Annotated in this window: 15 protein-coding genes; 11 read left to right on the top strand and 4 right to left on the bottom strand. The window is 43.7% G+C overall.

Annotated features, from left to right (window positions below; translation table 11 throughout):
* The 11 genes from QZ147_RS05735 to rplS form a co-directional block, all read left to right on the top strand.
* Positions 1-515, top strand: a 515-nt coding sequence (locus QZ147_RS05735) for a glycine--tRNA ligase subunit alpha (RefSeq protein WP_295148032.1), incomplete at its 5' end; no start/stop codon positions are given.
* Positions 516-521: 6 nt separating this feature from the next.
* Positions 522-1,259: a Nif3-like dinuclear metal center hexameric protein gene (locus QZ147_RS05730; RefSeq protein ID WP_295148029.1), complete on the top strand. Its 738-nt coding sequence runs from the start codon at positions 522-524 to the stop codon at positions 1,257-1,259.
* Between the two features lie 9 nt (positions 1,260-1,268).
* Positions 1,269-1,979: a zinc ribbon domain-containing protein gene (locus QZ147_RS05725; RefSeq protein WP_295148027.1), complete on the top strand. Its 711-nt coding sequence runs from the start codon at positions 1,269-1,271 to the stop codon at positions 1,977-1,979.
* A gap of 9 nt (positions 1,980-1,988) precedes the next feature.
* Positions 1,989-3,128, top strand: a complete 1,140-nt coding sequence (gene waaA / locus QZ147_RS05720; protein ID WP_295148025.1) for a lipid IV(A) 3-deoxy-D-manno-octulosonic acid transferase — start codon at positions 1,989-1,991, stop codon at positions 3,126-3,128.
* Positions 3,125-3,883 carry an RluA family pseudouridine synthase gene (locus tag QZ147_RS05715; RefSeq protein WP_295148023.1) on the top strand — a complete coding sequence of 253 codons (759 nt, stop codon included), beginning with the start codon at positions 3,125-3,127 and terminating at the stop codon, positions 3,881-3,883. The genes waaA and QZ147_RS05715 overlap by 4 nt, the downstream gene beginning before the upstream one ends.
* A gap of 62 nt (positions 3,884-3,945) precedes the next feature.
* Positions 3,946-5,286, top strand: a complete 1,341-nt coding sequence (gene ffh / locus QZ147_RS05710; RefSeq protein ID WP_295148021.1) for a signal recognition particle protein — start codon at positions 3,946-3,948, stop codon at positions 5,284-5,286.
* A gap of 74 nt (positions 5,287-5,360) precedes the next feature.
* Entirely contained in the window at positions 5,361-5,591 is a 231-nt protein-coding gene (gene rpsP / locus QZ147_RS05705; protein ID WP_295148019.1) for a 30S ribosomal protein S16, read from the top strand.
* Between the two features lie 5 nt (positions 5,592-5,596).
* The gene (locus QZ147_RS05700) at positions 5,597-5,842 is read left to right on the top strand and encodes a KH domain-containing protein (protein ID WP_295148016.1); all 246 of its coding nucleotides are present in this window, start codon (positions 5,597-5,599) and stop codon (positions 5,840-5,842) included.
* Positions 5,832-6,362, top strand: coding sequence for a ribosome maturation factor RimM (rimM, locus tag QZ147_RS05695; RefSeq protein ID WP_295148013.1), 531 nt, complete (start codon positions 5,832-5,834; stop codon positions 6,360-6,362). Before QZ147_RS05700 ends, rimM begins: the two co-directional genes overlap by 11 nt.
* Positions 6,359-7,069, top strand: coding sequence for a tRNA (guanosine(37)-N1)-methyltransferase TrmD (trmD, locus tag QZ147_RS05690; protein WP_295148011.1), 711 nt, complete (start codon positions 6,359-6,361; stop codon positions 7,067-7,069). Before rimM ends, trmD begins: the two co-directional genes overlap by 4 nt.
* Positions 7,059-7,415, top strand: coding sequence for a 50S ribosomal protein L19 (gene rplS, locus QZ147_RS05685; RefSeq protein ID WP_295148008.1), 357 nt, complete (start codon positions 7,059-7,061; stop codon positions 7,413-7,415). The genes trmD and rplS overlap by 11 nt, the downstream gene beginning before the upstream one ends.
* Before the next feature lie 125 nt (positions 7,416-7,540).
* On the opposite strand, the gene QZ147_RS05680 is transcribed toward rplS, so the two are convergent.
* The 4 genes from QZ147_RS05680 to alaS all read right to left on the bottom strand — a co-directional run.
* Positions 7,541-9,469, bottom strand: a complete 1,929-nt coding sequence (locus QZ147_RS05680; protein WP_295148007.1) for a PBP1A family penicillin-binding protein — start codon at positions 9,467-9,469, stop codon at positions 7,541-7,543.
* Positions 9,466-10,011 carry a septum formation inhibitor Maf gene (gene maf, locus QZ147_RS05675; RefSeq protein WP_295148005.1) on the bottom strand — a complete coding sequence of 182 codons (546 nt, stop codon included), beginning with the start codon at positions 10,009-10,011 and terminating at the stop codon, positions 9,466-9,468. Before maf ends, QZ147_RS05680 begins: the two co-directional genes overlap by 4 nt.
* Positions 10,011-10,508, bottom strand: coding sequence for a 3-isopropylmalate dehydratase (locus QZ147_RS05670; RefSeq protein WP_295148002.1), 498 nt, complete (start codon positions 10,506-10,508; stop codon positions 10,011-10,013). Before QZ147_RS05670 ends, maf begins: the two co-directional genes overlap by 1 nt.
* 5 nt (positions 10,509-10,513) lie before the next feature.
* The coding region (alaS, locus tag QZ147_RS05665) for an alanine--tRNA ligase (protein WP_295147999.1) at positions 10,514-12,176 on the bottom strand (1,663 nt) is incomplete at its 5' end.

The raw sequence follows: 12,176 nt of genomic DNA, 5'->3' as shown, positions 1-12,176 counted from the left end.
CCTGGGGGCTGGGCTGGGAGGTCTGGCTAGACGGTATGGAGGTGACGCAGTTTACGTATTTTCAGCAAGTAGGCGGCATCGCTTGCGAGCTGGTTTCGGCTGAGATCACCTACGGCCTCGAGCGCCTTGCGATGTACCTACAAGACGTAAATAGCGTCTACGATATCGTTTGGGACGATAGGGGCGGCAATATCGTGACCTACGCCGACGTACATAAGCAGGGCGAATTTGAGTGGAGCAAATATAACTTTGAAATTGCAGACGTAGATATGCTATTTCGTCAGTTTGAAAACGCTTTCGGCGAGTGCAAACGCTGCCTGGAGGCTAAAATTTCGCTGCCTGCGTATGATTATTGCATGCTTGCGGCGCATACGTTTAACGTCCTTGACGCGCGCGGAGCGATCAGCGTAACGCAAAGGCAAGACTATATCCTAAAAATCCGCGAGCTAGCCAAAGAGTGCGCGCTAACGTATAAAGCCAGCATCGATGCCGCGAACGACGCGAAGGGCGAATAAAATTTGATGAAAATCGGCGAAATTTATAAAATTTTAGACGAGATTAGCCCGTTTGCGAGTCAAGAGGAGTGGGATAATAGCGGACTGCTCGTGGGCTCGTTTGAGGCTAGCGCGGAGCGTGTTTATCTTAGTCTTGACGTCGACGACGAGCTTTTGGACGAAGCGCAGCCAAATTCGCTTATCATTACGCATCATCCGCTCATTTTTAAGGGGCTAAAATCGCTAAATTTGGACACATATCCAAGCAGCCTAATCGCAAAGATGGTGGCTAAAAATTTAAGCCTAATCGCTATGCATACTAATTATGATCTAAGCCATCTAAATGAGTACGTGTTAAGCGAAATTTTGGGATTTACGTCAAAGCAGCGCGATGGATTTTTGCTTTATGCGGACGTAAATTTGAGCTTTGACGAGCTTTGCGAGAGAGTAAAAGCAAAGCTAAATTTGAGCCATTTAAGAGTTTGTAAAGGGCGAAAATTTGACCCCAATGCGCCGATAAAGCGCCTTGCCTTTTGCACGGGAAGCGGCGGCGATCTGATCGGCGAAGTAAAGGCTGACGTCTTTTTGACGGGCGATCTAAAGTATCACCAAGCCATGAGCGCCGTGCAAAATAATCTTACTATGATAGACATCGGACACTTCGAGAGCGAGCGGTATTTTGGGGAGTCGCTTGCAAAAAATTTGCAAAATTTCGCAATTCCTATTATAATTCACGATTTACAAAATCCATTCACGCAATGCTAAGGACGAAACATGAATAAATATTTGCAGCAGTTAGTCGAATTATCCAAATTTGATAAAGATATAGACGGGTTTGCGTCGCGTATAGAAAACGTCGAAAAGTCGTTGAGAACGGCTCAGAGCGAGCTTGAAATCGCGGACGCCGCCGTAAAACAACTCGAAGAAGATATAAAAGAAATTAAAACGCAAAAATCTCAAACCAACGCGCACATCGCCGAATTTTCCGCCAAAATCAAAGACGTAAGCAAAAAAAGCGCTACGGCGAAATCCGAAAAAGAAATAAAAGCGTTGCAACTTGAAGAAGAGCTTGCAAAAGAGCAGCTAGAAGCGGCGAACGACGAGATTTTAAGGCTCGAAAAAATCATCGATACGAAAATCGCCGAACAAAGAGAGACCGAAGAGAAAAAGGCGGCGATTAGCGAAAACATCGGCAAAATAGAGGCTGAAATTTCAAACGAGGTAAAAGCGATCGAAAAAGAGCGCGAGGAAATTTACGGCAAGAAAAGTAAATTAGTCGGCGAGATGAACCAAAAAATCCTAACGTTTTATGAAAAAATTCGTAAATGGGCGCATAATACCGCCGTCGTCCCCGTTAAAAAGCAAGCGTGCTACGGCTGTTTTATGCAGATAAACGATAAAACTTTTTCATCCGTCGTACGCGGCGAGGATATCGTAACTTGCCCTCATTGCGGTAGAATATTATATAAAGAGACCGCCGAATAAGCTAAAATTTTGATAGCGGTTTATTATTTTTTAGCCCTGATCTTATGGTGCGTCGGGGCTATTTTTTTACTCGCATTTAGCTTTTGTTCTAAATATCGCCGCTCCATCCCAGCGCGGTTTTTTTTATGGAAAAATCCGAAATTCTCTCCGCTAAAAATTCACTTCCATGCGTGCAGCTTCGGCGAGGTGCGCTCTATCGCGCCGCTAGTAGATATTTTTAAAGAAAATGCGGCGATTTCGGTAATTACGCAAACCGGATTTGACGAGGCGTGCAAAATCACGCGAAATTCGCGGTTTTTACCGTTTGAGATTTTTTTACCGTTCTGGATGAGACGAAGTAAAATTTTGATTATTTTTGAGGCCGAACTTTGGCTGATGCTCGTTTTTTGGGCGAAATTTAAAGGCGCGCGAGTAATTTTAATAAATGCTAGAATTTCCGATCGAAGTTACGGCAAGTACCTAAAATTTAGATTTTTTTACCGTGAAATTTTTAAATTTATCGATAAAATTTACGCCCAAAGCGGTACCGACGCAAAGCACTTAACGAGTCTAGGCGCAAAAAACGTAGTCGTAAACGGCAACATAAAATCGGCGTTTTTACCGAGACCGAGTAAAAATTATACGAAGCCTAGCGGACGCACCGTCGTGCTGGCTAGCACTCACGCCGGCGAAGAGGCTAAAATTTTAGAAAATTTAGATCTTAACGCAGAGGACAGATTGCTCGTAGCCCCTAGACATCCGGAGAGATTTAATGAGGTCGCGCAAATATTACAAAGCTTTGCTAAGAAGCGAAATTTTAGTTTCGCTAAATTTAGCTTATGCAAAAATTTTGACGCGAAATGCACGTTAATAGACGCTATGGGCGAGCTGATAAATATTTATGCGATTAGCGACGTAGTCGTACTTGGCGGTAGTTTTGAACCGGGCATCGGCGGACACAATCCTATTGAGGCCGCACAATTTAAAAACGCCGTAATTACGGGTAAATTTATTTTTAACCAAAAAGCGCTATTTAATCTCGTAAAAGGCGTAAAATTCGCAAATTACGAGCAAATTAGCGATATTTTAAAAAATGAGCTTGAAATTTGCGAAATTGCGGGAAATTCAAGTGCGGATGAAATCATAAAAGATATTAGGGAAAGTTTATGAATCAAGAAAAAGCCTATAAATTACTAGCGATTCAAGAAGGCATATCAAATAGCGAAGCGAAGGAGTTAATAGATGCCGGATTAGTTAGCGCAAGAGGCGAGAAAATCGTCGTAGCGCGCGCGATGATGGGCGTGACTACGAAATTTAGCGTGCAAAAAGCGCCCAAGCCTAGCGTGATTTACGAAGATGAAAATTTAATCGCCGTCGATAAGCCAGCCCTGATCACTAGCGAGAAAATAAGCGAAATTTATAAATTTCCGCTCTTGCACCGCTTAGACCGCGAGACGAGCGGAGTTTTGATACTCGTAAAGAATGCGGATTTTCAAAAGCGAGCGATAGAGGAATTTAAAAAAATGAACGTGAAAAAAGATTACGTCGTGGTAGTTAGAGGAATCGTAAGCGAGGAATTTAGCGTAAACGAACCTATTTTAACGATAAAAGGCAAGGGCGGCGCGTTTTCTAAAATTTCAAAAGACGGCAAGGAGGCGATCACGCGCGTAACGCCGCTGATGGTCGTCGGTAAAAAATCGCTCGTGAAAGCGCAAATCGATACGGGCAGGACGCATCAAATCAGAGTGCATTTAAGCGGCGCCAGATATCCCGTCGTAGGCGATGAAAAATATGGTAAAAACAGGGCTAAGAGGATGTATTTGCATGCTTATAAAATAGAGCTTTTGGGCTACAAATTTAAGGCTAAAATCCCGATCGATTTCGCCCGGCTAGGCTTTGAGATTCCAAGAAATTTCGAGATTTAAAGAGTAATAAAGAAATAATTCTATAAAATACGCGTTTTAATAAAATTTTAAAGGTAAATAAAGTGTTTGAGCAAATTAGCGAGTCGTTTCGTCTAGCCGTTAGCAAAATTCGTTTCGTAGACGACGAAAAAGCGCTAAAAAACGCAATCGACGTGCTAAAAAAGGCATTATTAAAAGCCGACGTTCATCATAAAGTTACCAAAGAATTACTCGGATTAATCGAGGCGCAAATTAAGCAAACCGGCGTCGGACAAAAACAATTTTTAGACGCGATAAAATCAAATTTAACCAAAATTTTGACCGCGCCGGGCAATCAGGGATTCGTATACGCTTCGGCGGTTCCTACGATCGTTTTGATGGCCGGACTTCAAGGTTCCGGTAAAACTACGACCACGATAAAATTGGCTAATTATTTAAAACTTCGTAAGAAAAAAGTTCTAGTCGCGGCTTGCGATTTGCAGCGCCTAGCGGCGGTCGAGCAACTTCGTCAGCTGTGCGAAGCAAACGAGATAGATCTATTTTTTATAGAGGACGAAAAAAATCCTATAAAGGTAGCAAAAGCTGCACTGGATAAGGCAAAAAGCGGGCTTTACGACGTGCTCTTAGTCGATACCGCTGGACGACTGGCGATCGACGAAGTATTAATGAATGAGCTAAAAGAGGTAAAAAGTTTATTAAAACCTCACGAAATTTTTTACGTAGCAGACGCAATGAGCGGTCAAGACGGCGTAAAATCGGCAGCCAGCTTCAATGAAGCGCTTGGAATTACGGGCGTTATTTTGTCTAAATTTGACTCCGATAGTAAAGGCGGCGTAGCGATAAGTATTGCAAAACAGCTTGAAATCCCGCTTAGATTCGTAGGTACCGGCGAAAAAGTAGCCGATTTGGAGAGCTTTATTCCGGATCGTATAGTCGGCCGAATAATGGGTGAGGGCGATCTAGCTACGCTAGCCGAAAAAACCGGCTCGATTATTGATGAAAAAGAGGCGAAACGCTTAAATCAAAAGATAAAAAGGGGTCAGTTTAATTTTAACGACTTTTTAGATCAAATGGAAAGCGTAAAGAAACTAGGTTCTATGAAATCGCTAATAGGAATGATACCGGGTCTTTCAAATATGGCTAATCAGATCAAAGATATCGATCTTGATAACTCAAAAGAGATTTTGCATATTCGCGCGATGATTAACTCTATGACGCAAAAAGAGCGCGAAAATCCTGAGCTTTTAAATAATTCCAGAAAACGCCGTTTGGCAGCAGGGTCAGGCTTGTCTCAGGTGGAAGTAAACCGCTTTTTAAAACAGTTTGAGAACGCTTCGAAACTTGCGAAGAAATTTTCTAGCAAAGGCGGCGCAATAGGTTTAATGAATGCGCTCTCGCATGCCAATATGAATCGACCAAAGTAAGCTGAAACGGGCTTAAATTTGGGTGTTTCGGCACTTAAATTTAAGCCTATTTAAAAATAAAAAAGGAGAAAAATATGGCAACAGTAGTAAGATTAACGAGAATGGGACGCAAAAAAAGACCTTTTTATCGTATAGTAGTAACAGATAGCAGAAAAAGACGCGATAGCGGCTGGATAGAGAGTATCGGTTATTACAATCCTATGGTTAATCCAGAAGTAATAAAATTTGACGCCGAGCGTTTAGCTTACTGGAAAGGCGTAGGCGCGAAGCTAAGCGATAGAGTCGCTAGAATAACAAGTAAATAATTTTTATGGTTGAAAATTTTTTATACGAATACGCCAAGCTAATAGCCGACTACCCCGAGAAGATCAAAGTAGAACGCGTAGGGCTCGGCGAAAATTTTGCCGAAGTTATAATAACCGCCGATAAGGTCGATACGGGTAAGCTTATTGGCAAAGACGGCAAGATGATTAACGCTATAAAAACCGTAATTATAGGCTTTAAGGCAAAAGACCCTACAAGCTACCGCGTAACGGTAAAAGCGTTTGAAGAGTGATCTCGTCGAAGTCGCGATACTCGGTAAGAGTGTTGGACTGAAAGGTTTTTTAAGGCTTCACAACAGAAGCGATTTTCCGGAGCAGTTTAAAAAAGGCGCTAAATTTTACGATAAAAACGGCTTTGAGCTAGTCGTAAAACATTTTGATAGACTAAATAATACTATACTCTTTGCCGGCTTTGAAAGTATAGAGTCGGCAAAAACCCTTACTAATAAAATTTTATACAGTACTAAAGAGTTAACTAGAAAAAATTGTAAGCTAAAAAAGGAAGAGTATTTTTATTTTGATATTTTAGGGCTTAAAATAATCGAAGACGGCGAAATTCTAGGCGAAGTCGTAGACATTGAAGAAGGCGCAAATAATCACCTTTTATATATTACGACCGATGAGAAGCTTGTAGAGCAAGGATTTGTCAAAAATTTTTACGTTCCGTATATTAATCGCTTTGTTATAAAGGTCGATTTAGACGCGAGGGCGATTTTAACCAAAGATGCGAAATCTATTTTAGAAAATTCATGAAATTTACGTTTGTCACGCTATTTGAAAATTTAATTAGACCATATTTTTCGGATTCTATTTTATTAAGAGCGATAAACGACAAAAAGATAGAAATCGATTTTTTAAATCCGAGAGATTTTACTACGCGGCGACTCGGTAAAGTTGATGAATATATGATCGGCGGCGGTGCCGGAATGTTAATGCAAGTCCAACCGTTAAACGATGCTCTCGTAAATTTTAAAAGCAAAAATCAAAATTCGCGAATAATATTTCTAGCGCCAGCTGCAAGCAAATTTACCCAAAATGATGCAAAAAGGCTGGCAAAGAGCGAGCATATTTGTCTTGTGTGCGGTAGGTACGAAGGGTTTGACGAGAGGGTTATCGAAATTTGGGCAGATGAAATTTTTAGCATCGGGGATTTTATACTAACCGGCGGGGAGCTCGGCGCAATGTGCTTAGCGGACGCGATCGCAAGAAACGTAAACGGAGTACTCGGTAATGAAGACAGTCTTGCCGTTGAAAGCTTTGAGGGAGATATGTTGGAGGCTCCGTCTTTTGCAAAACCGGACGTTTTTGCAGATATCGGCGTAGTTTCAGAGTTTTTAAAGGGAAATCACGCTACAATCCAGACTTTAAAATTTAAAATGGCACGTTGTAAAACAAGGTTTTTTCGTCCCGATTTATACCAAAAGCTCGCGCCAGAAAAGAAGGAAAAATATGAGAAATAAATACATTGACGCTTTCGAAACGGCTCAAACGGCATCCAAAATGATCCCTGAATTCCGCGCCGGCGATACGCTACGTATAGCTATTCGTATTCATGAAGGCGATAAAACCAGGATTCAAAATTTTGAAGGTATTTGTATAGCAAGACGCGGAAGCGGTACTGGTGAAACTTTCATTATTAGAAAAATCGGCGCAAACAGCGTCGGCGTAGAGAGGATTTTCCCAATTTATAGCGAAAGTTTAGAGGAAATCCAAGTTCTTAGATGCGGACGCGTTCGTCGCGCTAAACTATTTTATCTACGCAACCTACGCGGAAAAGCCGCTAAGATCCGCGAACTTAGAAAATAACGATAAAATATGCTTTGAAATTTCGAAAGCCATTTGGGTTTTCGAAATTTTGCCTAGATTTTATATACCTACTATCTCTTGTTATAAATATTTTGATTTTTAATCACTTATGTCTTAAAAATTAGTTAGAACATTAGCCCGTTGTCTTCTTGTTGTTGTAATATATCGTTATTAGGCGTATTTTGCGGTAGAGGCGAGTCGTCCGTATAAAATTCCTCGCTTCCTTGGTAATTTCCTTTATAGACGCCGTCAGGTTGCGTAAACGCTCGGCGCAGGGTCGGATATTGCTTCATATAACTTTCCATAAATTTCTTAAACACCGGTGCCGCCGTCCTGCCGCCGCCTTCTACTTTTTTCATAGGACTATTATCGTCGTTTCCATACCAGATAATAGCCTGAACGTCCGGCGTAAACCCGCAGAACCATGCGTCTACATTATTATTCGTAGTTCCCGTCTTGCCCGCTACTTGGATCCCTGCGATTTTAGCGTTTCGACCGGTGCCGGCGTTTACTACGTTTTGAAGCAAGCTTATAGTTAAAAACGCCTGTTCCGGTTTAATTACTTGCTTTCTTTGCGGCTCGTAATTCGTCGTTACGCCGAAACTATTCTCCACTCGTTTTATTAGCGTAGGTTCTACGGTCTCGCCTTCGTTTGGAAACATCGAGTAAAATTTTGCGAATTCAAGCGGCGCTATACCGAAGCTGCCCAGGGCGATAGATAAATTTTCAGGCATATTTTCAAACCCCATATCTACGAGCTGTTTGCGAACGGAACTCAGTCCGAGATCGTTTAGTAGGTTTATGGTGGCAAGGTTGCGCGACTGCGTAATCGCTGATTTCAGCGTTATGTAGCCCTGAAATCCGCCACTGTAATTTTTAGGCGTCCATTCTTTACCGTTACCCATATCAAAGCTTCGCGCTATGTCGGCCACTTGCGAGACTACGGAGTAGCCGTTGTTTAGAGCGATTTGGTAGATGAACGGCTTAAAGCTAGAACCGGGCTGGCGCTGGCTTTGCGTAGCGCGGTTGTAGCTGCTTTTTACATAGTCTACGCCGCCTACTAGCGCTAAAATTTGCCCGGTTTGCGGCTGGGTTACTACCATGGCGCCGTTTAATATCGCGGGATTTGCCTTTTTGTCGCGCTTTAAAATTTCGTTATAACCGAAAATCAGCGCCTCTTCCGCCATCTTTTGCACGCCTAAATCGACGCTGCTTTGTATGCGGTATCCGCCGGTTTTTATATCGTCGAATTTCTTTGATGCCTCTTTTATAATCTCGTCCACCACGTAAGGAGCTTTATTTTTCGTTAGCGTATCGTCAAACACCGCCGGCTCTTCGAGTACTCCGCGCCTATATTCGTCTTCGTTGATCCAGCCTATATCGTGCATACGCTCTAACACCCTGTTCGCGCGTCCGAACGAAAGGTCGGGGTGTTTCGTCGGATCGTACGAGCTGGGCGCCTTAGGAAGCCCTACTAAAATCGCAATCTCTTTTAAGCTAAGTTCATTTAACTCTTTCCTGAAATACCCTTGCGCGGCGGTTTTAATACCGTAGTAACCGTGCCCTAAATAGACGTGATTTAAGTAACGCTCGATGATTTGTTCTTTGGTTAGTTCGCTTTCTATTTTCATAGAAAGCACGGCTTCTTTAATCTTGCGTTCCAGTTTTCGCTCCGGACTTAGGGCTAAATTTTTGACTAGTTGCTGAGTTAGCGTGCTTGCTCCCTCGACCATCTTTTTAGCTTTTATGTCCTTGATTATCGCGCGCGCGATGGCTTCGAAATTTACGCCGCCGTGCTCGAAGTAGCTCGTATCTTCGATAGCTACCAGCGCCTCTACCATGCGCGCCGGTAAGTCTTCGTATTTTACGTAGATACGATTTTCTTCAAAAATGTTAGCGATCAATTCGCCGTTCCTGTCGTAAATTTGCGTCGTGAGTTTGGGTTTATAATCTATAATCGAATACGCATCGAATCGCACCAGCGAATAAATGTATAAAAACCCGCCGCAGAGCGCGATACCCGCGCAAAATAATAACATAAGGATATATTTCACGAAAATGCCTTTAAAATTTCTACGTTAAGTCCCATTGCGGTGCTTAAATTTCCGTTTTGACTAACGACGTATTTTTTATTAAATCCTTCGATACTCATGGCTCCCGCCTTACCGCGCCACTCGCCGTTTTTAAGATAAATTTCTAGCTCGCGCTCGCCGAATTTCGCGAATTTAAACGCGGTTTTCGAAACGTTCGTTAGTTCAAGCCGCAAAGAGACGAATATTAACGCGCTATAAACGCTAACCTCGTTGTCGCTTTGTAAATTTAGCATCCGTCTTGCCTCGTCTTCGTCTTTTGCCTTACCTAAAATTTTACCCCCGCAAGCCACGCAGCTATCGGCTATTATGAAATTTGTAATATCCGGCTTTGCGGCTAAAATTTGTTCTTTTTTAGCGAGCGCAACGCGCCAAACGTATGCGGCGGGCGAGCAATCTTTTGAAATTTTGCTTTCGTCGAAGTTAAAATTTAGCTGCGTAAAATTTATGCCGTTCTGTCTTAAAATTTCGGCTCTGGTCTGCGAGCTAGACGCTAAAATTATCATCAAAATCCCCTGTGCGCGACGTCAAGGTAGATAATAACTAACGATACGGCTAAATTTAACGGGATAAAATAAGATACGATAACGATCAGGCTTTCGTAAAGTTCGGTAGATTCGTTGTTTTTAAGAGTTTTTTGCGCCTTTTTTCGGCCGTAAAGCATGTAAGCTAAGTTTATCGCCAAAAACGCTTCTAAACCCCATTTTGTAGCGTTTATCGCATTTGCCATTGGATCTGCTGATTTTATAGGATCGAGCCCTAAGCTTATCGCCGCTTCGCTTAACGCAAGCATCGCTAAAAGCGTCGCGACGGCTAAGTAAAATTTATCGAAAAATTTTATAAAGCTTGCGTATTGTTCCTCGTTTGCGTTTTGCTCTTTTATGAAAAATCTCGCGCATGCCCAAATCGCCGCTTGCAGGCCGATGAAAAACGATAGCGCCGCAAAATGCAAAAACGCTATTAAGTAATCGAGCCTAGCAAAAGCGATATTGTATTCTTGCATTTAATTTATTTTTCCAACTTATTTTTAGCAAACTCGGTCGCCTGTTTGACGGCCTCCGGTATCGCTGAGGCGTCCTTACCGCCTGCGGTTGCGAAATCATCCTTGCCCCCGCCGTTTCCGCCTAAAATTTGCGCCGTAAATTTGACCCATTCGCCCGCTTTTAACGGCGTATTTTTCACGCCGGCAGCCAGAGCGATTTTGCCCTCTTCGTTTACTTGCACGAGCAGGATCGCCGCCTTTTCGTTCTCGTTTTTAAACTCGTCTATCACGGCTTTTATATCGCCGCCGTCAAGCACCGCGACGCAAAGCTTGGTCTCGTTTGTGTTCACCGCCACGAGTGCGTGCGCGTCTTTGGCTTGTTTGGTCTTATCTTTTAGGCTCTTTATCTCGGCTTTTAGTTTTTTTACCGCATTCATCGGCTCGGCGCTTTTTAGCTCGGTTTTTAGCTCCTCGATCTCGCCGCGCCAGGCTTTTGCTAGATTTAGCGCGGCCTTAGAGCATACGGCCTCGATCCTACGCACGCCCGCGCTCACGCCGCCTTCTTTGGTGATGAAAAACGCGCCGATTTGGCTTAGATTGCTCACGTGCGTACCGCCGCAAAGCTCCTTGCTAACCTCGCCGAAGCTTAGCACGCGCACCTTGTCGGCGTATTTCTCGCCAAATAACGCGATCGCGCCGCTATTTTTGGCATCCTCGACGTCCATTATCTCCGTTTTTGCCGCGATACTTTCGGCGATTGCGCTGTTTACGAAATTTTCGATTTTAGCTAGCTCATCCGCCGTTACAGCCTTTGGATGCGAGAAGTCAAACCTGAGTCTGTTTGCCTCTACGCTAGATCCGGCCTGCGCGATATGCGTTCCTAGCACGCTTCTAAGCGCGGCATGGAGTAGGTGCGTGGCGCTGTGATGGCGCGCGATCTCGGCTCTTTGCTCGCTTACTTTTAGCTTTACGGCGTCGCCGATTTTAAGCTCTTTTTTAACCGCGACGTTTGATAAATTTAGCCCAAAAAACTTCTGCGTATCTAGCACGTCGGCAGCACCCGCGATCTCGCCGCTATCGCCTGCCTGGCCGCCGCTTTGCGCGTAAAAAGGCGTCACGTCAAACATCGCCCAGCCTTGCTCGCCTGCTTTTAAAATTTGAGTTTCTTTAAAGTCCTCGTCAAGCAGCGCCAAAACCTTGCTCGTGCGCTCAAGCTCCTCGTAGCCGCTAAATTTATTTTCGCCAAATTTCTCTAAAAGCGCCTTAAAATCGCCCTTTGCGCTCTTGTCGCCGCTGCCTTTCCAAGCAGCCTTAGCGCGCGCTTTTTGCTCGCTCATTAGCTCGTCAAATTTTGCTTCATCGACTTTGAGCCCCTTTTCGCGTAGCATATCGGCGGTGAGATCTAGCGGAAATCCGAACGTATCGTAAAGCTTAAACGCAGCCTCGCCGCTAAAAATATCTTTCGTGCGCGCTAGCTCGCCCTCAAAAAGCTCGAGTCCGCTTGCGATCGTGGCCAAAAATCTCTCTTCTTCGAGTCTGATTTGCTCTTTTACCGCCGCTTTTTTCTCGTTTAGGTAGGCGTAGTGGCCGCCCATTAGCTCGCAAACTTTATCGACCAGGCGGTACATAAAGGGCTCTTTTATACCTAGCAAAAGCCTGGCGCGGCGAGATCGAGGAGCTAAAAACCGA

The sequence above is a fragment of the uncultured Campylobacter sp. genome (assembly GCF_905371695.1).
In the GTDB taxonomy this organism is placed as follows: Bacteria; Campylobacterota; Campylobacteria; order Campylobacterales; family Campylobacteraceae; genus Campylobacter_A.
The sequence above is the reverse complement of the archived record's forward strand: the minus strand, read 5'-3'. Positions and strand labels throughout refer to the sequence as shown.

Bases quoted from the DNA above. Each gene is read 5' to 3' on its own strand.
- QZ147_RS05730 (WP_295148029.1), top strand. From the start codon at position 522: ATGAAAATCGGCGAAATTTATAAAATTTTAGACGAGATTAGCCCGTTT.
- QZ147_RS05725 (WP_295148027.1), top strand. From the start codon at position 1,269: ATGAATAAATATTTGCAGCAGTTAGTCGAATTATCCAAATTTGATAAA.
- QZ147_RS05715 (WP_295148023.1), top strand. From the start codon at position 3,125: ATGAATCAAGAAAAAGCCTATAAATTACTAGCGATTCAAGAAGGCATA.
- rpsP (WP_295148019.1), top strand. From the start codon at position 5,361: ATGGCAACAGTAGTAAGATTAACGAGAATGGGACGCAAAAAAAGACCT.
- QZ147_RS05700 (WP_295148016.1), top strand. From the start codon at position 5,597: ATGGTTGAAAATTTTTTATACGAATACGCCAAGCTAATAGCCGACTAC.
- trmD (WP_295148011.1), top strand. From the start codon at position 6,359: ATGAAATTTACGTTTGTCACGCTATTTGAAAATTTAATTAGACCATAT.
- rplS (WP_295148008.1), top strand. From the start codon at position 7,059: ATGAGAAATAAATACATTGACGCTTTCGAAACGGCTCAAACGGCATCC.
- maf (WP_295148005.1), bottom strand. From the start codon at position 10,011: ATGATAATTTTAGCGTCTAGCTCGCAGACCAGAGCCGAAATTTTAAGA.
- QZ147_RS05670 (WP_295148002.1), bottom strand. From the start codon at position 10,508: ATGCAAGAATACAATATCGCTTTTGCTAGGCTCGATTACTTAATAGCG.